This is a genomic window from Corallococcus sp. AB018 (genome assembly GCF_003986945.1).
GTDB classification, from domain to species: domain Bacteria; phylum Myxococcota; class Myxococcia; order Myxococcales; family Myxococcaceae; genus Corallococcus; species Corallococcus exiguus.
This window is the reverse complement of record NZ_RAWR01000045.1, coordinates 1-22,574: the sequence shown is the minus strand read 5'-3', so window position 1 is coordinate 22,574 and position 22,574 is coordinate 1. Positions and strand designations below refer to the sequence as shown.

Genomic DNA, 22,574 nt, shown 5'->3' with positions numbered 1-22,574 from the left:
CCGTCGCCCAAGCCCTGGGTTGACAGCACTCGCGAAGGCGCTCCAATCCGACGAGGTGCGCCGCTACATCGACGCCACCTACAGCGGCGCGGTCATCCCCGCATTCTGAGATGCGGAGTGCGCTGAGCAAGATTCTCCAAGTCTTCTTGTCCCCCTCCTGCTAGCCAGCGCGGATGCGCACCACCGTCCTGCACCGTTCGCGCTCCCTCTCCGTCGTGGACTGCCGGTGCGACGCGAAGCCGGGCGAACGCCAGTTCGAGGAGCGGCATGGGGCCTTCTCGGTGTCGTACGTCCGGTGGGGGAGCTTTGGCTACCACTCCCGCGGCGCGGAGCATGAGCTCGTGGCCGGAGCAACGCTCGTCGGGTACGCGGGAGACGCCTTCCACTGCACCCACGAGCACCATCTCGCGGGCGATGAGTGCCTGTCGTTCCAGCTCTCCGACGCGCTCGTGGATTCGCTCGGAGCCTCCCTGGACGTGTGGCGCGTCGGCGCCCTGCCCCCGGTCCCCTCCCTGGTGATGCTCGGTGAGCTCGCGCAGCAGACGGCCGAGGGAAGGACGAACCTGGGCCTGGATGAGGTGGCGCTCGCGTTCGCGGCGCGCTTCGTGGGCACCGTCTCCGGGAAACGCGAGACACCCTTGAGGATGCATGCGCGGGATCGTCGGAGGGCCGTCGAGGCCGCGCTCCTCCTCGATGCACAGGCGGAGGAGCCGCTGACGCTCGAGGAGCTCGCGGCGAAGGTCGGCTTGAGCCCGTTCCACTTCCTCCGCGTCTTCCGCGGAGTGCTGGGCGTCACGCCGCACCAATACCTGGTGCGCATGCGCCTTCGTCAGGCGGCGCGCCTGCTCGCGACGGATGCCCCCATCGCTCGCATCGCGTACGACGTGGGCTTCGGGGACCTGTCGAACTTCGTGCGCACGTTCGGCCGCGCGGCGGGCGTTTCACCACGCGCGTTCCGGAAGGCATCGCGCGGGGACCGCAAGATTCTCCAAGAGAAGATGGCGGCCAACTCCTAGAAGTGAGTCTCACTTCAGGAGGCATTCGTGTTCGACCACATCGGTCTACGTGTGAAGGATCTCCCCCGCGGCATCCAGTTCTACCAGTCGGTGCTCGCCCCCCTGGGCTACGTGCTCTGCCACCAGGACGCGACGAGCGCGGGCTTCGGCCCCAAGGGTCAGCCAGCGCTGTGGCTCTATCCCGCGAGCGACGCCCGGAGCACCGGACATGTCGCCTTCCGGGCCAGCGAGCGCGCCGCCGTGGACCGGTTCCACGCAGCGGGCATCACGGCGGGCGGGAGCGACCATGGCGCGCCGGGCATTCGCGCGGACTACGCGGACAACTACTACGCCGCGTTCCTCATCGACCCGGATGGGAACAACGTCGAGGCCGTTTGCCTCACGTAGAAGCCTCCAGCCGCATGCACACGCATTCAACCCTGGCGCCAACACAACACGAGCACACACACCATGGCTTCAATTCGCAAGGACATCACGACGAGCGCCACGCCCGAGTGGGTATGGGATGCAATCCGCGACATTGGCGCGCTTCACACGCGACTGGTTCCTGGCTTCGTTGTCGACACACGTCTTGAGCCAGGAGGCCGCGTGGTCACCTTCGGCAACGGGATGGTGGTCAGGGAGCCCATCGTGACGGTCGATGACGAGGGACGGCGTCTCGTCTGGGGCGCGGAAGGCGGACCGATGACCCACTACAACGGAGCGGTCCAGGTCCACGCGGAGGGCACGGGGAGCCGGGTCGTCTGGACCGCCGATTTCCTTCCTCACGAGGCGAGCGCCATCGTCGGACCGATGATCGACGAAGGCCTGGTCGCGATGAAGAAGGCACTGGACGGAGGCGCGTAGAACAGCCGCCCGGCAGGTCCGGCTCCCGAGTCAGACGATGTCGAGCCCGTACTGCGCGGCGGTCAGGTACTGAAGCATGACGAAGTAGACACTGGAGGAGGCCTTGTGGCCCGAGGCCCCCTGGTAGTACTTGATCATCTCGTTGCGCAGGGCCCGCAGCTGCGTCTTGTTCTGTGAGCGGTTGTCCGTGAAGGGATTGCTCAACTCCGCCACCAGGCCACACGCATCGGCGAAGGCGTCGAACGAGGCCCCATCCGTGTCGTCCACGACCTCGTAGTCGCCTTTCTTCTTCCCGCTGCCCTTCACCACGTCCGCCCAGAGCTGCGCGCGCACCCGCGCCCGCGACTCCGAGACACTGGTGACGAGCGCGACCTTCAGATGCTCCGCGAGCGCATCCGCGGCCCAATCTCCACCCGGCCGCACCGACGCTCCCCAGGTGCCGGTGGGGTTGAAGGAGAACGTGGGCCAGAAGCCCAGATCCGCGGGCAGCCCCATCCTGCTCTCCTTCCGGATGAGCCCGACGAGCCCCTTGCGCACCTCCTCGGGCTCATGCGCGTCCGGGAAGGACAGTGTGCAATCCTTCAGGGGAATCTCCTCGCCCAGGTGGACCGGTGACGTGAGCGGATGCGTGAACACGCCCACGACCGAGTTCAGGGCCGTCACCCCGGAGGTCTTCACCTTCTTGCTGTTGTGCACGGCGTCGTACGGCGAGAAGTGGTGGAACACCTGCGCGGGCCCGCCGATGTGCAGCTCCAGCTTCTCCTTCGACGACTCCCCCAGCACGACGGGCGGCGCGGAGATGGCGTAGCAGCAGACGCTCACCCGGCTCTTTATCTTCGCGTAGACCTTCTCCAGGAGCTCGCCGCCCGCCAGGTCCAGATACGCGCACTGCGCGAGCGCGCCGCCCAGGCTGTGGCCGGTGAAGATGATCTCCCGGGGAACACGGCCGTGCATCGCCTCCAGGCAGGCCGCCGCCAGGGACTCCTGACAGCTCTCGTAGGCGTACCAGAAGCCGGCGGACAGCTTCGCGTTGCTGAACCGGCCGACCTTCACCTCCTTCAGGTGATTCATGTCGGTGACCCAGTCCGGGCTCCCCGCGCTGCTGACCAGCGCCTGCCCCAGCGCGCGTCCGCCGCTCCCGCTCCGGCTGCCGCGAAAGACCACCGTCAGCCGCTCGAGGTCGGGGTCGTAGATGGCGGCGCCCATCCAGCTGGCCCAGCCGGCCTTCGGGTGCGTCTGCGTCATCCCCGTCTTGCCCTGGAAGTAGCAGCACCGCTTCGTACCGGTCGCACCGGAGTGCTCCAGGCCCAGCAGCGTCCTCTGCCCGAAGAGGTCCGGGACCTTGATGGTGATGTCCTCCCCTTCCAGGTCCACGCCCTTCGAGAAGGAGATGGAGCGGTCCAGGTCCCGGGGTTGGAACAGGATGTACGGAGCGTCTCCCGTGCCGCCCCGGTACACGACCCCGTTATGGGGGTTCGGCGGAGTCCTCAGGTCGTATTCGATGGGGTCGAACTTGTGGCTGTCCGCTTCGCTGCCGAGCAGCCTGTGCACCTGCGCCAGGACCCGGTCTCTCGCGCCCTGCCACATCCCGGCCCCGTGGGACTCGTAGAACGGATCCATCGGGTAGACACAGCCCTGGGCGTACGCCTTGTAGGCGAAGCGGCAGTACTCCAGCATGTCCAGGGCCGTCTGGGCATTGGGATGAGGCACGGGGTGACTCCTGGGGAGCAGCAGCGAACGTCGAGAATCAAACGGGCGCTGGCGACATAGAGTCAATGGAGCGGGGCTGACCCACACGGGCCAGTTGCTCCATGAGCGCGGCACCCACCGCGTCAGGCGCTTCGAGTTGCGGGAAGTGGCCCACGTCCTCCAGCTCCAGCACCCGTGCCCGGGGCAGCGCCTGCTTCCACCGCGACAGGTGCTCGGGCTTCACGAGCTTGTCCGCCTTGCCCCAGACGACCAGCGCCGGAATGTCCGCGAGCCGGCCCAGGCCCGGCCCCTGTTCGTCCATCCACGGGCCTTCATGGGAGATGGAGCGCGCGAAGCCCCAGGTGCCCATCCGGGACGCCCGGTCCGGGAACTGCGACAGGAAGGACTGGTGCAACTCCCGCGTCAGCTTCGTGCGGCGCCCCCAGGACATCTTCACCAGCGTCCGCGCGGAGAAGTTCCAGGACAGGTAGAGCCACCGCATCAGCGCGTTGTCCACGTTGGGGCCCTTCAGGTCCCACAACCAGCTCTGCACCACGGTGAGGCTCAGCACCCGCTCCGGCGCAGCGATGGCAAGCGGCAGCGCGATGGGCCCCCCGAAGTCATGCACCACCAGGTGGAACGGCCCCAGGGACATCTGGTCGAACCACGCGCGCAGGTTCTCCACATGCCAGGGCAGTGAATACGTGCGCCAGTCCCCGGGCCTTTCGCTGTCACCGAAACCCAGGTGCTCAGGCGCGAGCACGCGGTACGACGGAGAGAGACGCCGGGCCACGTCCCGCCACTCACGCGAGGACGACGGCGTCCCGTGCACCAGCACCACCGGCGTGCCCTGCCCTTCCTCATGCCACGCCATCTCACCGCCTGGGACCTTCAGCCGCTTCATGTGCTGTCTGCCTTTCGCTTGCGTGAGGGAGTCGCGGGCCACCTTCGGGCCGCGGCACGAATCACCTCGGCGGCGGGGTAGCCGCCTTCATGCTGCAAGTACTGTTGGGAAATGCCTTCCACCATGGCGAAGAGCACCCGCGCTTCAATGCCAGGCTCGGGCACCCCGCGCGCCGCCAATGCCTGCGACAGCCGCTGGTGCGTGGCACCCAGGAAGTGCTCCAGCGGCAGCTTCAGCCGCGCCAACACCTCCGGCTGGTGGCGCAGGCCATGGCTCAGCCGCCAGAGGTCCCGGTGCGCGTCCATCATCTCCACTGCGGACGTGAGCAGGACCGTGACGAAACCCCGCGCGGAGGGTTCGCGGTCCGCAGCCTCCAACGTGTGCGCGACGTCCAGCATCGACGACTGCATCAGCGCCGCGAGCACCGCCTCCTTCGACTCGAAGTGCGAATAGAGCAGCCCCACGGCGATGTCCGCCTCCTGCGCGAGCGCGCGGACACTGCTCCCGTCGAAGCCGTGACGGGAGAAGAGCCGCACCGCGGCCTGGAGCACGCGCTCCCGCGTCTTCTCCCGGAGGACTGCATTGGCGTCAGCCGTACGAGGCATGCCCCGCATCATTGAGTGAACGTTCGCTCAATGTAAAGAACTTCAGGCAGGCACGCCGCCCCGCCCACCTACGCCAGGGGCATCAGGTCCGGCTCGACGAACCGGGTCCGCGCCTCGGCGCCGAAGAGGACCTCTCGGGAGTAGTAGTCCTCGAGGAGGTCCTTGCGCTGGAATCGTGGGTTGTCATTGACGAACGCCGTGAAGTCGCGCCCTGGCCCCGCCGCCGCCCGCGCACTGACGAGCTGGACCCACGCGACCGTCATGGTCTCGTGGTACTTCTCCGGAACTCCGAGTCGGCCCGTCAGCGCCCGCAGACCCGCGCGGGTGAGTTCGACGGCCGCATCACGCCCCGCCCTGAGCGTGTAGAGGTAGACCACCCGCACATGGTCGAGATGGGCGAACCCGCTCAGCTCCCCCCGTGAGAATCCTTCAAGAAACACGTCGTCATCCATGGCCATGCCTCCTCCATCTACTACGAAAACGTACTACTATTTCGTAGTAGACGAAAGATTCAGGGGAGGCCAGAGAGCCGCTTCATCAGCGCGGTGTGTCCCCGGACAGCGTCACGGCCCGCTTCCACGAGCTTCGCGTCGACCTTCGTGAAGGCCTCCTCCGCCGCCTCGCACTGAACAGCTCCTGCGTCGGTGATCGCGACCAGCAGGGAGCGTCCATCCTCGGGGTTGCGGGAGCGCCGCACGTAGCCGTGCTTCTCCAACCGCGACACCAGGCTGGTCGCCGTGGACGCGCCGATGTGCAGCGCGGACATGACACCGGTCATCGTCATGGCGCCAGACGCCAGCACGGACAACAGGACCGCTTCACCGGCGCTGAGACCGGTGGCTTCCAGCTCGGCCTCCAACAGCCTGGCCGCCTTGTGCCCACCCACCAGGAGCCCCGCGGTCAATCCCACCATCGACTTCGATGCAGCCACCGTTCATCCACCTCCGTCCGGCTGACAGTGTGTCAGCTTGTGCTCCCATGCGGGGCACCACGGGATTGACCGTTTATTCACGAAAATATAATTTCACTGCTTGTGCGAGGGCTTCCGTCCCGGTGCCCGCACGTTCCCTGAGAGGCCGAATGAAACTGAAACTGACCCAGGCGGTGAGCGCCATCTCCCTTCTGGCCGCGGCGTGCGGCCCGATGCCGGAGGGCCCGGAGTCCGACAGCGAGCAGATCGGTCAGACGGCGCAGATGATCCGCCGCGAGCGGGCCATCCCGAACGAGTACATCGTGGTCCTGCGCGATTCGACGCAGGAGGTCCGGCAGCAGGGAGCGGCGAACATCGCCCGGGAGATGGTGTCCCTCACCAGCGGCCGGGTGCTGCGGACCTATGAGCACTCCATCCACGGCTTCCTGGCGAACATGAGCGAGGCCGAGGCCCGCCGCCTCCTGTCCGACCCGCGCGTGGCGTACGTGCAGGAGAACGGCCTCATCCACGTGTCCGCGACGCAGACCGGCGCGACCTGGGGCATCGACCGCATCGACCAGCGGGACCTGCCGCGCAACAGCTCCTACACGTACAACGTCGACGGCACCGGCGTGCACGCGTACGTCATCGACACCGGCATCCGGCAGACCCACACCGAGTTCACCGGCCGCATCGGCAACGGCTACGACTTCATCGACAACGACAGCGACCCCTCCGACTGCCATGGCCACGGCACGCACGTGTCGGGCACGGTGGGCGGCACGACCTGGGGCGTGGCGAAGAAGGTCACCCTCCACGGCGTGCGCGTGCTGGACTGCACGGGCTACGGCAACGACGCGCAGGTCATCGGCGGTATCGACTGGGTGGCGGCCAACCACGTCAAGCCCGCGGTCGCCAACATGAGCCTGGGCGATGTGGGCATCCAGGCCATCGACGACGCGACGGAGCGGCTGATCGCCGCGGGCGTCACCACGGTGGTCGCCGCCGGCAACGACAGCGCCAACGCCTGCAACTACTCGCCGGCCCGTACGCCCAACGCCATCACCGTGGGCTCCACCACCAGCACGGACGCCCGCTCGTCGTTCTCCAACTACGGGACGTGCGTGGACATCTTCGCGCCGGGCTCGAGCATCACCTCGGCGTCCAACTCCGGCAACTCGTCCAGCACGTCCATGAGCGGCACGTCCATGGCGTCGCCGCACGTGGCTGGCGCCGCGGCGCTCTACCTGAGCGCGAACCCCACCGCGACGCCCGCGCAGGTGCGCGACGCGCTGGTGAACAACTCCACGCCGAACAAGGTCACCAGCCCGGGGACCGGCTCGCCCAACAAGCTGCTGTACACGCTCTTCATCACCGGCGGCGGCGGCAGCGACACCACCCCGCCCACCACGTCCATCACCTCGCCCGCGGGCGGCGCCACGCTGAGCGGCACCGCGAGCCTGAGCGCCAGCGCCACCGACAACGTGGGCGTGTCTCGCGTGGAGTTCTTCGCGGGCACCACGCTGCTGGGCACGGCGACGGCCTCGCCGTATAGCTTCTCGTGGAACACGGCGACGGTGGCCAACGGCACCTACGCGCTGACCACGAAGGCGTATGACGCGGCGAACAACGTGGGCACGTCCGCCACGGTGTCCGTGACGGTGAACAACGGCACGGGCAGCTGCTCCATCACCGAGCAACTCCTCGCCAACGCGGGCTTCGAGAGCGGCAACACGGGCTGGACCACCTCGTCCGGCGTCATCGACGGCACCACGTCCGGCAGCGCGCCGCGCACTGGCACGTACAAGGCCTACATGAACGGCTACGGCAGCACGCGTACCGAGTTCGCCTACCAGGACGTCACCATCCCCGCCACGGCGTGCAGCGCCACGTTCACCTTCTGGGCGCGCATCACCACGGCGGAGACGACGACCACCACGGCCTACGACAAGCTGGCCGTCCAGGTCCGCAACAGCGCGGGCACGGTGCTGGCGACGCTGGCCACGTACAGCAACCTGGACAAGGGCACGGCCTACGTTCAGCGGACGTTCAGCCTGGACGCGTACAAGGGCCAGACCGTCCGCATCTACTTCAACGGCACGGAGGACTCGTCGCTGCAGACGAGCTTCTTCATCGATGACACGGCCCTGACCGTCGTCCGGTAGTCCGTCAGCGGGAAGTCGATGTCCAGAGGCCCAGCAACCCCACCGGGTTGCTGGGCTTCTCTTTTCGGTGTCAGGTGCCGGCGGACGCTCGGTGTCAGGGCCATGCGACCGCCCTGGGAGTCACGCACATGACGTGGTGGATCTACGCTCTGGCTTCCGCGGGTTTCGCCGCGCTGACCGCCATTCTTGGGAAGGTGGGTGTGGAGGGCGTGCCTTCCACGCTCGCCACCGCCCTGCGCACCGTGGTGGTGCTCGTCTTCGCCTGGACCATCGCGCTGGCCCGGGGAGAAGGCGCCGCCCTTCCCACCCTCAGCCGCCGCACGCTCCTCTTCCTCGCGCTCTCCGGCGTGGCCACGGGCCTGTCGTGGCTGGCCTACTTCCGGGCGCTCCAGCTCGCTCCCGCCTCGCGGGTGGCTCCCATCGACAAGCTCAGCCTGGCCCTCACGCTCGTCCTGGCGTGGGGCCTGCTGGGCGAGCCCATGTCGTGGAAGCTCGTCGTGGGCGTGGGGCTGATGGTCTGCGGCGCGCTGTTGACGCTGGGCTGACGGCCAGCCTCAGGCACCGGGGGCGCTTCGCCGCGAGGGGCGCAGGTGCACCGGGGGGCCTTCCGGCGCGGGGAGGATCCACGCCTTGGGTCCCAGGCTGTCCTCCTCCTTCGCCAGGTCCACGTGCGGATCCACCAGCGGCTCCGACATCCGGCCGTTCAGGGACACCCGCACGTCGGCCCGGACCTCCATGGGGTGGTGCGTGTTCGCCTCGAAGTCCCGGGCAATCCTGTGGGCCAGTTGCAGGATGAGGTCCGGCTGCACCGCCATCTCCCGCTCCTGCAACCGCGTGAGGTACTGGCTGGGCGGAACGTGCCACTCCCGGCCGGTGACGCTGTCACGCACCAGGAACGTCGCGCTGCCGTTCTTCTCCCGCGTCATCACCCGCCACGAGAAGCGCATCCCCTGCTCGTGCCAGAGCACGTTGCCGCCATACGCGTGCGTGCGCAGCGGCAGCGCCACCTGGAGGACCGCGTAGGTCAACGCCGCTCCCAGCGCCAGGCGGCCCTTCCAACCCGGCACCACCAGGGTCGCGCCTTCGCCCACCCCGGAAGGACGCACGGCCAAAGGAAGGCGCCGCACCCGGGCCGCGAGCACGCGCGGCCACGACGGGTCGAAGAACACCAGCGCCGCCGTCACCATGATGAAGGGGAACATCCCGATGGGGAACAGCACGAACGTCACCGCGTGGAAGCCCAGCACCACGACGTACGCGAACGGCCGCGTGCGGCGCCACATGAGGAACAGCACGATGGTGGTGTCGAACAGCATCCCGCCCCAGGCCGCCGCGTACGCCATCCAGCGCTGTTCCAGGAGCGGCCCCACCCACGGCAGCCCCGTGCGGGCGGCCAGCCAGATGTTCAGAGGCTGCGCGTGCACCAGCCAGTCCGTGGTGACCTTCGCCAGCCCCGCGAACACGTAGACGACGGACACCTGGAAGCGCAGCAGCACCGTGCACCACGCCGGCAGCCAGTCCCGCCGCAGCGCCGGCTTGCGCCACGCGTCCACGGAGAAGGCCCGGTGCGCGGGCACGAAGCACATCAGCCCCAGCAGCAGGCTCACCAGGTAGTAGTGGTTGAGGTAGTTCGTCACGTCGAGCAACTGCACGTAGGCGAACACCCCGAACAGCAGCACCACCGTCACCCGGTAGAACAACCCCACCATCAACAGCGCGCCCAGCACGCCCATCACCATGAAGAGCGCGGGCATCCAGTCACCCGGGAGGACCGGCACCCAGCCGAACCCCCAGTAGGTGAAGCGGAAGCGGGGCTGCGCGAACAACACGCCCACCCAGCCGTAGGCCAGGAAGCGCACTGCCGATACGGTGATGAGCAGCCCCAGCGCCACCCGGAACGCCGCCAGCGCGGCGATGTCCCGGGGCGCCAGCAGCCACGCCCACGCCCACACCCGTGCCAGCGGCCTGCTCCCGCAGCCAGCCACGTCAGTCATTGTCTCCCTCGAGGCCCGCGGGCGGCTCCAGGTCCAGCGTGGTGATGAAGTCCGTCTTGAGCGTGTCCGTGATGCCCTTGAAATCGTTGTAGACCGTCATCACCGACGGCTTGTCCTGCACCAGCGCCTGAGCGAGGTCTGCTTCTTCCACCGCGACCAGCGCCGCGTCGGCCTCCACCACCTCCTGGCGCATCCGCGTGGCCACGCCTTCCGCGCCCACCGCCGCCAGCACGTCGTCGAAGCCCGTGCCCGTGAAGTCCGGGCCGCAGCCGTCCATGAGGCGGCGGAAGCCCACCAGGTTCTGACGCAGGTTCTGCTTCGAGCGGCCCGCGAACTGCGACTCCAGCAGCTCCGGGCAGATGGACGACGAGCAGTCGCGCAGCGCCAGCGGCCGCGCCAGCTTCTGGTCCTTGCCCTCGCGCTCCACGTAGAAGAGCGCGTCGCTCATCGCGTTGAGCGCCACCTGCGTCGAGGGGAACACCGCGTTGCCGGAGCCCGCCGTCGCCAGCGTCTTCAGGAAGTTGCCGCCCTCCGGCGCCCACGCGGTCACCAGCGCCTGCGCGTGCTTGTGCACGTCCGCCGCCACCACCGCCGCGTAGGCCCGCTTGCGCGCCGCCCGGTCGTCCGCGGACAGCGCCGCCCACGTCCCCTGCGCCACGATGACGGAGTTGGGCCCACAAGCCGTCTCCGCGCCCTCGTAGAAGAGCAGGTACTCCAGCGCCAGGAACCCGCGCCGCGTCACCAGGCTGGAGGAGAAGCTGGCCGACTCGTAGCCCTTGGACACGAGCTGCTCCTCGATGGAGCACCGGTTGTAGAGCGGGAACGAGTGGATGTTGTCGCGGATCTCCGCGCCGCCCGGGCTGCTGCGCGGCGCCGCGGGCCCCACCTGCATGGGCTCCATCACCTGCCAGACGTCCATCGCCTCGTGGAACGCCGTGCGCGCCGCCGTCCGCGCCGCCGCGTCCGGCGCGTCCCGCAACGCCGCCGTCGCGGTCTGGAGCGCCGTGGCCTTGGGCAGGAACTCCCGCGCCGTCCCCAGGATGCACTCGCCCGCGGCGCTCAGCAGCTGCGCGCGCACGTCCGTGCCGCCGTCCCCGGGGCCAGGCTCCACCGGCTTGGGCTTGTTGTCGCTGCACGCCACACACAGCACCGCGGTGAATGCCAGGGCCCTCACTCCCAGCCGGGAGGGCGCATCAGGACGGGCTTTGAAGACAGTCATGGGATCCGCGAGTATCAAATCAAAGTTGCGAATGACAATTATTATCGAAACCGGGATGTCGTCTTGACTTCGAAGGACTCGCAGTCTACTCACCGCCCCGAAACGCGCATGAAAATGAGAATCGTTCTCAGATTCGCCGCCACAAATGAGACGCCTCTCATTTACGGCCAGCCAAAATGAGAATCCCTCTCATATTTCACTCATCCCCTACCCGAGGGTCGAAAATGACTAATCAGAGGAAGCACCGGAGCATCACGAAGCTGCTGCCCAGCATGCTGGTTCTGGGCCTGACCGCGACCTACATGGGTGGGTGTGGTGATGACGAAGAGCCCACTCCGACGCCGGACGCGGGCACCAACACCGACGCGGGCACCAACACCGACGCGGGCACCAACACCGACGCGGGCACGGACGCCGGCACGGTCACGCCGGACACGGACCTGGCGTTCGTGCGGCTGAACACCAATGGCTCGGTGGACACCAGCTATGCCTCGAACGGCATCTCGCGCGTGAGCCTGGGCACGGGCGCCGGCACGGTGCGCGACGCCATGTGGAGCGTCAGCCGCGACGCGCAGGACCGGCTGGTGGTGTTCGCCACCAAGAAGGCGGAAGGCACGCGCACGGACACCGACCGCGTGGTCGCCCGCATCACCACCAACGGCGCGCTGGACGAGACCTTCAACGCGTCCCCGGCCGCGAACGCGAAGAAGGGCTTCTACGCGCTGGACATCGGCGGTCTGGGTGACTCCGCCCGCCACGGTCTGGTGCAGGCGGACGGGAAGATCATGTCCGCCGGCTACCTGTCGCAGCCCTCGGGCGTGGGCGCGCAGTCCGCCAATCGCATTGTGATGCTGCGCCTGAACGACACGGGCACGGTGGACAACACCTTCGGCTCCAAGGGCGTGCTGAACTCGGCGCCGTTCGCCACGAACGACCCGACCAAGGAGTGGGGCATCTCCGAGGCCTACGCCGCGGTGCAGCTGTCCACGGGCGACTACATCACCACCGGCTACGGCCGCGCGGCGGGCGTGTCCGGCGACAAGGTGGACCTCATCTCGTTCCGCTACACCGCGACGGGCGCGCTGGACACCACGTTCGGCGTGAACGGCGCGTTTATCCTGGACCTGGCCGGCGACAACGACCGCGGCCGTGACGCGGTGGCACTGAAGGACGACCGCGTGTTCATGGTGGGCAGCGCGACCCGGGGCCCCAGCCAGATCGATGCCCTGGCGGTGGTGCTGACGGCGAACGGCCAGCCGGCGACAGTGGACGGCTTCACCGAGGGCTACAAGCTCTACTCCTTCGACCGTCCGGACGAGGCCTTCTTCGACGTGGAGAAGAAGGACGTGGGGGACGAGGAGTACGTGGCCGCCGCGGGCTACCGCGCCGGTGGCAGCCAGGACGACGACGCCATCCTGCTCATCCGCAACATGACGACGGGCACGGAGTTCGTGGGCGCGGTGCCCTTCTCCGAGACGGAGAACGACCGCTTCTGGGGCGTGACGTTCGGCCCGGACAACAAGGTGTACGCGGCGGGCTTCGTCACCGAGGGCGGTGACAACCGCTTCGCCGTCGCGCGCTTCAACCTGGACGGCACGCGCGACACCACCTTCGGCACGGGTGGCATCGTCACGGTGAACGTCATCGCCGGCAAGCTGGACGAGGCCGCTCGCGCCATCGCCGTGCAGGCCGACGGGAAGATCGTCATCGCGGGCGCCGCCGAGGCGCAGGAGTAGGCGTTCACGCAGTCGCGGTCGGCGGCGGTCTTCCGGGCCGGCGGGGAGGTTCCACTCCCCCGCTGGCATGATCGACCGCCGCACCTCTTCGCACGTTCCTCCGGGAGTCTTCGTCCTCATGGGTGCACCGACCTGGGCAGTCGCCGTCGTTTCCTTCGTTGTCTCCTCGTCGGCCCCGGCCCAGACGCCGCCGCCCCCACCAGAGTCTCCGCGGGCTCCGGCCGAGGCTCCGCTGGCACCTCCGCCGGCCGCGTCCGAGCCCCCTGCCCCGCCGCCCACCGAAGAGCCCGCTCCGGCCGCCGCCGGTGAGCCGTCCGTCTCCGCCCCCGTCACCGAGCCCGCGCCGTCAGAGCCCGTGCAGTCGGAGCCCGCGCCGCCGGAGCCCGCCGTGGCGGGAACTGTTCCGGCCGATGCGCCCCTCGACGGGACGCCGCCCGTGGACAATCGCCGCTTCGAGAGCGTCGTGGTGGGCACGTCCGAGGCGAAGACGAGCGGCTCCATCCACATCCTCAATCCGGAGAAGCTCCAGCGCTACGAGCTGGACGACCCCCAGGCCATCCTCCAGTCCGTGCCGGGCGTGTACGGCCGTGGCGAGGACGGCTTCGGCCTGCGGCCCAACCTGGGCCTGCGCGGCGTCAACCCGGACCGCAGCAAGAAGGTCACCCTGCTGGAGGACGGCATCCTCTTCGGGCCGGCGCCGTACTCCGCGCCCGCCGCGTACTACTTCCCCCTGATGACCCGCATGCAGTCGGTGCGCGTGCTCAAGGGCCCGTCCTCCGTGCAGCAGGGCCCGCAGACGGTGGGCGGCTCCGTGGACCTCATCACCCGGGACATCCCCGCGCAGGAGTCGTTCGGCCTGGACGTCGCGGGCGGGCAGTACCTCTACGGCAAGGCGCACGGCTTCTTCGGCGCCAGCACCGAGCGCGCGGGCTTCCTCATCGAAGGCATCCACCTGCGCAGCAGCGGATTCAAGGACCTGGACAACAGCGACGCCACCACCGGCTTCCACCGCAACGAGTGGATGGCCAAGGCGCGCTACCGGCTGGTGCCGGACGGCGACCTGCGCCAGACGCTCCAGCTCAAGCTGGGCTACTCCGACGAGGGCTCCAACGAGACGTACCTGGGCCTGTCGGACGCGGACTTCGCGGCGAACCCGCTGCGCCGCTACAAGGCCAGCCAGTTCGACCACATGCGGTGGCACCGCACCCAGGCGGTGCTCAGCCACGTGCTGGAGGGGCGCGACATCACGGTGACGACGTCGCTGTACCGCCAGGACCTGGACCGCAGCTGGCGCAAGGTGAACGGCTTCCGCGGCATCAGCATCTCCGACGTGCTCGCGGACCCCACCAGCGCGCGCAACGCCATCTACTACAGCGTGCTCACCGGCGAGCAGGACTCGTCCACGCCGGGAGAGACCATCCTCATCGGGCCCAACTACCGCGTCTTCGTGAACCAGGGCCTCCAGAGCGTCGCCCGCTGGTCGGCGCGGACGGGCGCGCTGTCGCACAACGTCGAGTTCGGCGTGCGCTACCACTTCGACAGCATCGACCGGCGCCACACCCAGGACGGCTTCCGCATGGTGTCCGGCGAGCTGGTCGCCGAGGGCGGCGCCACGGAGGTCACCGCCGACAACAAGGACTCCACGCACGCGCTCGCGCTGCACGCGACGGACGCCATCGCCTGGGGGCCCCTGGTGGTGACGCCGGGCGTGCGGCTGGAGGTCATCCGTTCCAAGTCCGTGGACAGGCTGGCGGTCACCACCCAGAACGGGTCACTGGAGGCGCTGATGCCGGGCGTGGGCGTGTACGGCGCGCTCAACCCCGCGCTGGGCCTGTTCGCCGGCGCCTACCGGGGCTTCTCCCCGCCCGCGCCGGGCCAGCCCCAGGCCGTGGGCCCGGAGAAGAGCATCAACTACGAGGCCGGCGCGCGCTGGTCGCGGCGCAGTGAGCGCTTCGAGGTGGTGGGCTTCTTCAACGACTACTCCAACCTCACCGACGTCTGCACCTTCTCCAACGGCTGCTTCAACGACAACCTGGACCGCCAGGTGGACGCGGGCGAGGCGAACATCTACGGCCTGGAGGCCTACGCGGAGAAGACCTTCCGTCCGGGCGGCGGCATCACCTTCCCGCTGACGGTGGCGTACACGTTCACGCGCACGAAGCTGCTCAACGACTTCCGTTCGGCGGATCCGCAGTTCGGCAACGTGGTGGCGGGAGACGAGCTGCCGTACGTGCCCAACCACCAGCTCTTCGCCTCCATTGGCGTGGAGGGCGCGCGCTGGGGGGCCTTCATCAGCTCCACCTTCCTGAGCAGCATGCGCGAGCAGGCGGGCCAGGGCGAAATCCCCGAGGGCCTGAAGACGGGAGCCCTGCTGACGTTCGACGTGAACGCCAACTGGAACATCACCCGCTGGGGGCAGCTCTACGTGAGCGGCCGCAACCTCTTGGACGAGGCGGTCATCGTCGGCCGTCGTCCGTACGGCGCGCGCCCCAACGCGCCCCGCATGCTCATTGGCGGCTTCAAGGTTCAGCTCTAACGCGGGTGGCGGCTCCCCTCCCGAAGCGCAGATACAGGGAGGGGACGAGCAGCACGTTGAGCACGGCGGAGGAGAACAGCCCTCCGAGGATGACGACGGCCATGGGGTGTTCAATCTCCTGCCCGGGCTTCAGGCCTCCCACCACCAGCGGGACGAGCGCCAGGGCCGTCGTCAGCGTCGTCATCGCCATGGGCTGGAGCCGCTCCAGCGTCCCGCGCAGGACGAGCTCGCGGCCGAACGGGACGCCCTCGCTGGCCTCCAGGTGGCGGTAGTGGCTCACCAGGAGGATGCCGTTGCGCGCGGCGACGCCCAGCACGGTGACGAACCCCACGAGTGAGCCCAGCGAGACGACCCCGCCGGTGAGCAGCACGCCCACCACTCCGCCCACCAGCGCGAAGGGCAGCGTCCCCAGGGTGAAGGCCACGAGCCGGCCCGACTGGAAGTCCAGGTAGAGCACCAGGGCGATGCCCAGCACCGCGAGCATGGAGAAGCCCAACAGCCGCGTGCGCGCACCCTCGCGCTCCGCGTACTCGCCCAGGACCTCCGCGTGGTGGCCAGTGGGCCAGTCCAGGCCGGAGAGCGCGGCCCGGATGTCGGTGACCACCGCGCCCAGCGCCCGCCCCTGGGCGTCGCAGGTGATGTCCAGCCGGCGTGAAGCGCCCTCGTGCTGGATGATGTTGGGAACGGACACGAGCTCCACCCGCGCCACGTCGCCCAGCCGGTAGGGCATGCCCGAGGGAGCCCGCAGGCGCAGCGCCTGCACCGCGGCCACGTCCTGGCGCACGGAGTCCTCGCCCCACACGACGACGTCCAGGGTGCGCTCGTCGCGGTAGACCTCTCCCACCTTGGTGCCTTGCAGCAGCGTGGACACCGCGCGCTGCACGTCTCCCGGAGTGAGTCCCAGCCGGCGCCCCGCCTCCGGATCCAACCGCAGCTGGACCTGGGGCACCAGCACCTGCGGCTCCACCTTGAGGTTCACCACGCCGGGGATGCCTCGCAGCTTCGCCTCGATGTCGCGCGCCTTCGAGCGCAGCACGTCCAGGTCGGGCCCCGAGGCGCGCACCACGATGGAGCCGCTGGCGCCGCTGAGCACCTCCTTGATGCGCTCCTGGAGATACGTCTGCACGTCGCGGTAGAGGCCGGGGTAGCCCTCCACCACGTCGTGGATGCGCTGCACGGTGGCCGGGTAGTCGTCGACGGCGTCCAGGCTGATCCACAGCTCCGCGAAGTTGGGGCCCACCACCTCGTCGGCCACTTCGGCTCGGCCGATGTGCGCGCCGAAGTGGCGGACGCCCGGGATGGCCCGCAGCTCCTCGCTGGCCCGCAGCGCCGTGCGGAGGACCGCGTCTCCGGACGTCCCCGGCTTGGCCACCCAGTGCATGAGGAAGTCGGACTCCTGGAAGTGCGGCAGGAAGCCCTCGCCCAGCATCGCCGCGAGGATGCCGCCTCCCAGCAGCACGGCGATGACGCTTCGTACCGCCACCCGGGGCCGGTCCATCATCCAGGCGACGAGCGGGTGGATGCGCTCGCGCAGCCATCCGCCCAGCCGCGGCGTGTGCTCCTCGCCCTTCCCCGTCAGGAACAGCAGGCACAGCACCGGGGTCAGCGTGAGCGCGACCGCCATGGAGGCGCCCACCGCCAGCACGTACGCCACCGCGAGCGGACGGAAGAAGGCGCCGCTCACGCCCTCCAGCAGGAACACCGGCAGGAAGACGAGGACGACGATGATGGTCGCGTAGACGACGGCGCTGCGGACCTCCAGCGACGCGTCGAGCACCACCTGGAAGGCGGAGCGCGGATGGCCCAGCGCCCGGTTCTCCGCCAGGCGCCGCTGCACGTTCTCCACGTCGATGATGGCGTCGTCCACCACCTCGCCCAGCGCCAGCACCAGCCCGGCGAGCACCATGGTGTCCAGGGTGGCCCCCACCAGCCGCAGCGCGACGATGGCGCCCACCAGGGACAGCGGAATCGCCACCAGGCTGATGGCCGCCGTGCGCACGTCCTGGAGGAAGGCGAAGAGGACGATGATGACCATCACGCAGCCCACCAGCACGGCGTGCCGGAGGTTGCCCAACGCGGTCTCGATGAAGGTCGCCGGACGGAAGATGCCCGGCACCACGGTGACGCCCTGGAGCGCCGGACGCATCTGTTCGAGCGCGGCCTCCACCTGCTCGGTGACCTCCAGCGTGTTGCCCCAGGGCTGCTTCTCGATGATGAGGAGGATGCCGGCCGTGTCGTCGACGATGCCCTCGCCGATGGGCGGTGGATGTCCCTCCTGCACCGTGGCCACGTCCGCAAGCCGGATGGAGGCTCCGTTGCGGAAGGCCACGGGCACGTCCTCCAGCGCGGCCAGCGTGGTGGAGCCCGGCAGGCTGACCGCCAGTCGCTGATTGGGCGTGTCGATGAAACCTCCCGAGGACGGAAGGCTCGCATCGCGCGCGACGCGCAGGACGTCATCCAGGGTGACGTTCGCGGCGCGCAGCCGTTCCGGATCCACCTTCACCTGGAACTGGCGATCCCGCTGTCCCCAGATGGCGACGTTCGCCACGCCCGGGATGCCCATCAAGCGGGGGCGGAGGGTCCACCGCGCCACGTCCGACAGCGCCATCCGGTCCAACGTGTCGGAGCGCAGGCCGACCTTGAGGACGCGGCTCGTCGCCGACACAGGGGAGAGCATCACCGGCGGGCGCGCCACCGAGGGCAGCGTGGTTGCGATGCGAGCCAGCCGCTCCTGCACCAACTGCCGCGCCCGGAACAGGTCCGAGCCCCGCTCGAAGATGAGCACCACGGAGGACAGGCCCAGCACGGACTTGGAGCGCAGCGTCTTCAGCGCGGGGACGCCCGCGAGGCCGTTCTCCAGGGGCGTGGTGATCAGCTTCTCCACCTCCAGGCTGGAGAGGCCGGGGACCTCTGTCTGGATTTCCACCAGCGGTGGAGCGAACTCGGGGAAGACATCCAGCGGCATGCCGCGAAGGCTCGCGTAGCCGAGGATGAGCAGCAGGACAGCCGCGGCGATGGGGATGATCCGGAAGTGGAGGCAGGCGGAGATGAGCTTGTGCATGTTGGAATCAGGTCTTCCTCAGTGGCCCGCCCCGAACTCCGTGCCGAACAGTTCCGCCGCGCCCACCGTCACCACGGGGGTGCCCTCGCGGGGACCCCGTCCGAGCAGCAGGTCCGTGCCCTCCTGGCGCACGACGTCCACGCGGCCGCGGGCGTAGACGTGCTCCGCCTCCCTCACGTAGACCCAGGCTCCGCCCAGCGCGTCGTAGACGACGGCGGACGTGGGCACGGCGAGGAGCTCTTCTCCCGCGTCGAAGCGCAGCGACACCCCGACGCGCTGGCCCGGCGCGAAGCGCGCGGACGCGGGCAGTTCATAGAAGCGGTCCACCGTGGCGGAGACCGGATCCGCGCTGGGCGGCCCCATCACCGGCAGCGCCTCCACGCCCTCGTCCTGGCCGGACAGCAGCGCGTGCACGCGCACGGGCGCGTCCGGCTTCACGCGGTGGACCTCGTCGACGAAGAGGGGCACGCGCACCCAGTTCGCGGTGACGCCCACGACCTCGAAGAGAGGCGCTCCCGCCGTAACGGTCTGCCCGGGCGCGACCGACACCTGGCGCAGGACGCCGTCGCGCGGCGCGAGGATGCGCATGCTGACGTCCGACTCCAGCGGTGAGCGGCTCACCAGCTCCAGCCGCGTGCGCGCGGCCGCCAGCTCCGCCCCGGCGACGGCGCGCTCGGCCCGGGCCTCCTCCACGGCGCGCGCCGTGCCCGCGCCATCCGCGAGCACCCGCTCCGCGCGGGCGAGCCGTTCCGCCGAGACCTCGTCGCGGGCACGGGCCACGTCCGCCGCCCTGCGCGCCTGGGCAAGCAGGTCCCGGTCCACGGTGGCGAGCGGCACCAGCCGCAACAGCACGTCGCCCCGCTTCACCGTGGCCCCGGGACGCAGCGCGGTGCCGCCCTCCGCCACGACGCCGCCCGCCACGGGCGCGGTCACCACCAGCGCATTGCCAGACGGGACGACGACCTCGCCGCCCAGCATCCGCCGCCGCTCCGCGCTGCGCTTCTCCACCGGCTGGACGTGCAGGTCCAGCCGCGCCTCCGCCTGGGGCTGGAGCGTCACCGTCGCGAGCGAAGCCTCCGTCACGTGGGAGTTCACCACCGCGGCGGGCGGTGGCGCCGCGGGCTTCTTCTCCTGGCAGGCGAACGACGGGGCGACGAAACCGGCGACGGCCATCAGCCGGACAAGCCTATTCATGAGCCACTCCCTGTTTGCCCAGCCCCCGGTCCAGCTGAGCGAGCGCGCGGCGCAGGTCCGCTTCGAGTTCAAGGGTGCGGAGCCTCGCGTCGGCCAACCGGCGCAGGGCATCCAGCACCAACACGTACGGCGCATCCCCGGCGTCGAAGGACTTCCGCGCGCCGTCGCTCGCGGCCGTCAGCGCCGGGAGGATGTCCGCCTGGAATGCCGCGAGTGAGCTGGACGCCTGGAGCACGCGCTCACGGGCCACGAGGACCTCGTTCGCGACCTGCTGCCGCAAGAGCACATAGCGGGCGGAAGCGCGCATCAGCTCCGCCTCCGCGCGTCCAATGCCCCCGGGGTTCCAGTTGAAGATGGGAACGTCCAGCTGCGCGCCCGGCACCCACAGCGCCTGCGGCGAGCCGTTCGCGGACGTCGACGGCTTCACGTCCAGCCGCGCGAGCAGGTTGACGATGCGCGCCTTCTCCCAGCCCAGCCGGCTCCCCGCCATCTGGATGCCCAGCTCCGTGGCGAGCACGTCCGGCCGGGCGGCCTGCGCCAGCTCCATGAGTTCAGGCAGCGGACGCAGGGTGCGGGACTCGCGGGGGGATTCCTTCGGAAGGGCCTGCGCGAACAGCGGGCTCTGCACCACGCCCATCAGGAGCCGCAGCCGCTCCCGGACCAGCAGCACCTCCGTGCGCGCGCGCCGGGAGGCGTCCTCCGCCAGCAGCTTCTCCGCGCGCAGAGCATCCACCTCCACGCGGCTGGCGTCCCCCGCGGCCAGGCGCGCCTCTGCCAGCTCCAGCGTCCGCGACCACAGGCCCGCGAGCTCCTCCAATGCTCCGCGCCGCCCTTCCGCGAGCACCCAGTCCGCGTGCGCGACACGGACATCCCGGGCGACATCCAGGCCGTTCTGCACGAGCCCGCGAGCGACCTGCTCCACCTGCGCCTTCGCGGCGGCGACACGGGCCGGTCGCTGCCAGAGGGCGAAGAGCGGGAGGAGCAGCGAGGACTCGATCGTCCGGGGGCCCACGGGCAGCAGCAGGGAGAACGTGGGATTGGGCAGCGCTCCCGCCTCGGCCAGGTCGGCCCTCGAGATGCCGAGCTGGGCCATGTCCGCCTGGAGCGCGGCGCTGTTCCAGAGGGCGACGGCGACGGCCGTGCCTTCCTCAAGGGTCGCCGCGTCCGTGAGCCCTGGCGGGAGGGAGGGGTTCCCGTCCGCGCCGGGGCCCAGGGGGGCGGCACGCGCCGCGAGCTCCGAGGACACCCACGCCCGGTCGTAGGGCGAGGTGGCACAGGCCGTGGCCAACAGCAGCCACGCGAGCAGCATCAGGCGAGCGTCGGGTCTTCGGGGCCTGCACCGGGAAGGCATGCGGCGACCCTGCCAGCACCGGTTGAACGGCGGCTGAACGGCGCCGGGAGCCCACGGCCGGAGCCTTCCCGCCAGTGGTATAGCTCCGACTCGAAAGCCCGCCATGCGAGTCCTCGTCGTCGATGATCATCAGGAGCTGCGCGCCCTCGTCTCCCAGGCGCTGGAGCGCGACGGCCATGTCGTCCGGCAGGCCGGCGACGTGGAGCAGGCGCGGCAGGCGCTCATGGACGCGGTGGACGTCATCGTGCTCGACATCGGGCTGCCGGACGGATCCGGGCTCTCGCTCTGCCGCGAGCTGCGCGAGGACGGCGTCCAGACACCCATCCTCATCCTCACCGCCCACAACCGCGTGGCCGAGCGGGTGGAGGGGCTGGACGCGGGCGCGGACGACTTCCTGGGCAAGCCCTTCGCCATCGCGGAGCTGCGGGCGCGGGTGCGCGCACTGGGACGGCGACGGGAGCGGGCCAGCACCGTCCGCGTCCAGTTGGGTGACGTGGTGCTCGACTTCGGCCGGAGGGAGGCGCTCCGCGCTGGCAGCACCGTGTCCGTCACCGCGCGGGAGTGGGCCATCCTGGAGATGCTGGCCGCACACGGAGACCGCGTCGTGGGCCGGGACGCGCTGCTGGAGTCCGTCTGGGGCGAGGTCACCAGCGGGGCCGCGAGCAGCCTGGAGGTCCTGGTCGGGCGAATCCGCCGCAAGCTGGGCGAGGACGTGGTGCGCACGCTGCGCGGCGAGGGGTATGGCCTTGGAAGCGGCTGACACCGGTCACCCCAGGGATTCGATGGTGCGCAGGCTGACGCGCGCCATGCTGGTGGTCACCCTGGCCAGCAGCGCGCTCACGGCTGGAGCCACCGGGCTGATTGCCTATCGTCTGCTGCTCGCGGGCGAGGACCGGCGCCTGCGGGACGCAGCGGTGGACCTGGTGGAGGAGTCCGCCGGGATGGGAGCCGCGGAAGCAGCGGCCGCGGCCCATGACGAGCAGAAGGAACTGGCTGCCTTTGGCATCCACATCGCCCTGTTCTCCGAAAACGAATGGCTGGGCGGCGCAACCGGCATTCCCATCCATGACGGCTGTGATTGGTCCCCACTCCCGGGCAACTCGGGTGTGCGGCTTTGCGGTGTGAGGGGCCACGGGCATCTGGCAGTGGCCATGGAGCGGCTGGAAAGCATCCCCCTCTTGCGGCTCTCCCTCCCGCTGGCCGCGTTGATCGCCGCGGGCTGCGCGGCCCTGCTGAGCCTGGGGGTGAGCCGGCGCGTGGCGCGCTGGGCGGCCCGGCCCCTCACGGAGCTGAGCGAGGCGCTCTCACGCATCGAGCCCGGCGGTCCCCTCCCCGCCCCCCTCCATGC

Annotated in this window: 19 protein-coding genes; 9 read left to right on the top strand and 10 right to left on the bottom strand. The window is 69.8% G+C overall.

Annotated elements, in window-relative coordinates; genetic code table 11:
• Positions 1-173: 173 nt before the first annotated feature.
• The 3 genes from D7Y11_RS12150 (at position 174) to D7Y11_RS12140 (ending at position 1,862) form a co-directional block, all read left to right on the top strand.
• The gene (locus D7Y11_RS12150; protein WP_121752618.1) at positions 174-1,016 is read left to right on the top strand and encodes a helix-turn-helix domain-containing protein; all 843 of its coding nucleotides are present in this window, start codon (positions 174-176) and stop codon (positions 1,014-1,016) included.
• A 27-nt stretch (positions 1,017-1,043) separates the two neighbouring features.
• Entirely contained in the window at positions 1,044-1,403 is a 360-nt protein-coding gene (locus D7Y11_RS12145; RefSeq protein WP_120575243.1) for a VOC family protein, read from the top strand.
• A 63-nt stretch (positions 1,404-1,466) separates the two neighbouring features.
• Positions 1,467-1,862, top strand: coding sequence for an SRPBCC family protein (locus tag D7Y11_RS12140; protein ID WP_120575242.1), 396 nt, complete (start codon positions 1,467-1,469; stop codon positions 1,860-1,862).
• Positions 1,863-1,892: 30 nt separating this feature from the next.
• Here D7Y11_RS12140 and D7Y11_RS12135 read toward each other — a convergent pair whose 3' ends face one another.
• The 5 genes from D7Y11_RS12135 to D7Y11_RS12115 all read right to left on the bottom strand — a co-directional run bounded on the left by D7Y11_RS12135 (position 1,893) and on the right by D7Y11_RS12115 (position 5,991).
• The gene (locus D7Y11_RS12135; RefSeq protein WP_121752620.1) at positions 1,893-3,572 is read right to left on the bottom strand and encodes a hypothetical protein; all 1,680 of its coding nucleotides are present in this window, start codon (positions 3,570-3,572) and stop codon (positions 1,893-1,895) included.
• Positions 3,573-3,609: 37 nt separating this feature from the next.
• Complete coding sequence (locus D7Y11_RS12130; RefSeq protein WP_120575240.1) at positions 3,610-4,455, bottom strand: alpha/beta fold hydrolase; 846 nt, start codon at positions 4,453-4,455, stop codon at positions 3,610-3,612.
• The gene (locus D7Y11_RS12125; protein WP_158641930.1) at positions 4,452-5,060 is read right to left on the bottom strand and encodes a TetR/AcrR family transcriptional regulator; all 609 of its coding nucleotides are present in this window, start codon (positions 5,058-5,060) and stop codon (positions 4,452-4,454) included. The genes D7Y11_RS12130 and D7Y11_RS12125 overlap by 4 nt, the downstream gene beginning before the upstream one ends.
• A 68-nt stretch (positions 5,061-5,128) precedes the next feature.
• Entirely contained in the window at positions 5,129-5,512 is a 384-nt protein-coding gene (locus D7Y11_RS12120) for a hypothetical protein (RefSeq protein WP_126933769.1), read from the bottom strand.
• A 59-nt stretch (positions 5,513-5,571) separates the two neighbouring features.
• Positions 5,572-5,991, bottom strand: coding sequence for a MarR family transcriptional regulator (locus D7Y11_RS12115; protein WP_126933768.1), 420 nt, complete (start codon positions 5,989-5,991; stop codon positions 5,572-5,574).
• A 149-nt stretch (positions 5,992-6,140) separates the two neighbouring features.
• Between D7Y11_RS12115 and D7Y11_RS12110 the strand changes: the two genes are divergently transcribed.
• Together D7Y11_RS12110 and D7Y11_RS12105 are read left to right on the top strand one after the other, a co-directional pair.
• A complete protein-coding gene (locus D7Y11_RS12110; protein ID WP_120575236.1) occupies positions 6,141-8,135 on the top strand; it encodes a S8 family serine peptidase in 1,995 nt (664 codons plus the stop codon).
• Positions 8,136-8,263: 128 nt separating this feature from the next.
• On the top strand, positions 8,264-8,680 hold the full coding sequence (locus D7Y11_RS12105; protein WP_120575235.1) for an EamA family transporter: 417 nt from the start codon (positions 8,264-8,266) through the stop codon (positions 8,678-8,680).
• Positions 8,681-8,689: 9 nt separating this feature from the next.
• Here D7Y11_RS12105 and D7Y11_RS12100 read toward each other — a convergent pair whose 3' ends face one another.
• Together D7Y11_RS12100 and D7Y11_RS12095 are read right to left on the bottom strand one after the other, a co-directional pair.
• On the bottom strand, positions 8,690-10,129 hold the full coding sequence (locus D7Y11_RS12100; protein WP_126933767.1) for an HTTM domain-containing protein: 1,440 nt from the start codon (positions 10,127-10,129) through the stop codon (positions 8,690-8,692).
• Positions 10,122-11,348: an imelysin family protein gene (locus tag D7Y11_RS12095; RefSeq protein ID WP_126933766.1), complete on the bottom strand. Its 1,227-nt coding sequence runs from the start codon at positions 11,346-11,348 to the stop codon at positions 10,122-10,124. Before D7Y11_RS12095 ends, D7Y11_RS12100 begins: the two co-directional genes overlap by 8 nt.
• A 224-nt stretch (positions 11,349-11,572) precedes the next feature.
• On the opposite strand from D7Y11_RS12095, the gene D7Y11_RS12090 reads away from it, so the two are divergent.
• Positions 11,573-13,084, top strand: a complete 1,512-nt coding sequence (locus D7Y11_RS12090) for a hypothetical protein (RefSeq protein WP_169821149.1) — start codon at positions 11,573-11,575, stop codon at positions 13,082-13,084.
• 118 nt (positions 13,085-13,202) lie between these two features.
• Positions 13,203-15,620, top strand: a complete 2,418-nt coding sequence (locus D7Y11_RS12085; protein WP_126933765.1) for a TonB-dependent receptor — start codon at positions 13,203-13,205, stop codon at positions 15,618-15,620.
• Here the strand turns inward: D7Y11_RS12085 and D7Y11_RS12080 are convergent.
• From D7Y11_RS12080 to D7Y11_RS12070, 3 genes are read right to left on the bottom strand one after another with little or no spacing between them, the layout of a single operon-like run.
• Positions 15,604-18,681: an efflux RND transporter permease subunit gene (locus D7Y11_RS12080; protein ID WP_126933764.1), complete on the bottom strand. Its 3,078-nt coding sequence runs from the start codon at positions 18,679-18,681 to the stop codon at positions 15,604-15,606. The two genes, D7Y11_RS12085 and D7Y11_RS12080, sit on opposite strands and share 17 nt — an antisense overlap.
• Before the next feature lie 18 nt (positions 18,682-18,699).
• Positions 18,700-19,875, bottom strand: a complete 1,176-nt coding sequence (locus D7Y11_RS12075; RefSeq protein ID WP_158641929.1) for an efflux RND transporter periplasmic adaptor subunit — start codon at positions 19,873-19,875, stop codon at positions 18,700-18,702.
• Positions 19,868-21,184 (bottom strand): TolC family protein, encoded by a 1,317-nt coding sequence (locus tag D7Y11_RS12070; RefSeq protein ID WP_158624294.1) that lies wholly within the window; start codon positions 21,182-21,184, stop codon positions 19,868-19,870. The genes D7Y11_RS12075 and D7Y11_RS12070 overlap by 8 nt, the downstream gene beginning before the upstream one ends.
• Positions 21,185-21,329: 145 nt before the next feature.
• On the opposite strand from D7Y11_RS12070, the gene D7Y11_RS12065 reads away from it, so the two are divergent.
• Positions 21,330-21,986: a response regulator transcription factor gene (locus tag D7Y11_RS12065; protein ID WP_121751874.1), complete on the top strand. Its 657-nt coding sequence runs from the start codon at positions 21,330-21,332 to the stop codon at positions 21,984-21,986.
• Positions 21,973-22,574, top strand: a 602-nt coding sequence (locus D7Y11_RS12060) for a hypothetical protein (protein ID WP_148139200.1), incomplete at its 3' end; no start/stop codon positions are given. The genes D7Y11_RS12065 and D7Y11_RS12060, both read left to right, overlap by 14 nt.

Coding starts and splice junctions, on each gene's coding strand:
- D7Y11_RS12095 (WP_126933766.1), bottom strand. CDS start 11,348: ATGACTGTCTTCAAAGCCCGTCCTGATGCGCCCTCCCGGCTGGGAGTG.
- D7Y11_RS12065 (WP_121751874.1), top strand. CDS start 21,330: ATGCGAGTCCTCGTCGTCGATGATCATCAGGAGCTGCGCGCCCTCGTC.
- D7Y11_RS12075 (WP_158641929.1), bottom strand. CDS start 19,875: ATGAATAGGCTTGTCCGGCTGATGGCCGTCGCCGGTTTCGTCGCCCCG.
- D7Y11_RS12070 (WP_158624294.1), bottom strand. CDS start 21,184: ATGCTGCTCGCGTGGCTGCTGTTGGCCACGGCCTGTGCCACCTCGCCC.
- D7Y11_RS12090 (WP_169821149.1), top strand. CDS start 11,573: ATGACTAATCAGAGGAAGCACCGGAGCATCACGAAGCTGCTGCCCAGC.
- D7Y11_RS12130 (WP_120575240.1), bottom strand. CDS start 4,455: ATGAAGCGGCTGAAGGTCCCAGGCGGTGAGATGGCGTGGCATGAGGAA.
- D7Y11_RS12140 (WP_120575242.1), top strand. CDS start 1,467: ATGGCTTCAATTCGCAAGGACATCACGACGAGCGCCACGCCCGAGTGG.
- D7Y11_RS12150 (WP_121752618.1), top strand. CDS start 174: ATGCGCACCACCGTCCTGCACCGTTCGCGCTCCCTCTCCGTCGTGGAC.
- D7Y11_RS12110 (WP_120575236.1), top strand. CDS start 6,141: ATGAAACTGAAACTGACCCAGGCGGTGAGCGCCATCTCCCTTCTGGCC.
- D7Y11_RS12085 (WP_126933765.1), top strand. CDS start 13,203: ATGGGTGCACCGACCTGGGCAGTCGCCGTCGTTTCCTTCGTTGTCTCC.
- D7Y11_RS12125 (WP_158641930.1), bottom strand. CDS start 5,060: ATGCCTCGTACGGCTGACGCCAATGCAGTCCTCCGGGAGAAGACGCGG.
- D7Y11_RS12120 (WP_126933769.1), bottom strand. CDS start 5,512: ATGGATGACGACGTGTTTCTTGAAGGATTCTCACGGGGGGAGCTGAGC.
- D7Y11_RS12105 (WP_120575235.1), top strand. CDS start 8,264: ATGACGTGGTGGATCTACGCTCTGGCTTCCGCGGGTTTCGCCGCGCTG.
- D7Y11_RS12080 (WP_126933764.1), bottom strand. CDS start 18,681: ATGCACAAGCTCATCTCCGCCTGCCTCCACTTCCGGATCATCCCCATC.
- D7Y11_RS12100 (WP_126933767.1), bottom strand. CDS start 10,129: ATGACTGACGTGGCTGGCTGCGGGAGCAGGCCGCTGGCACGGGTGTGG.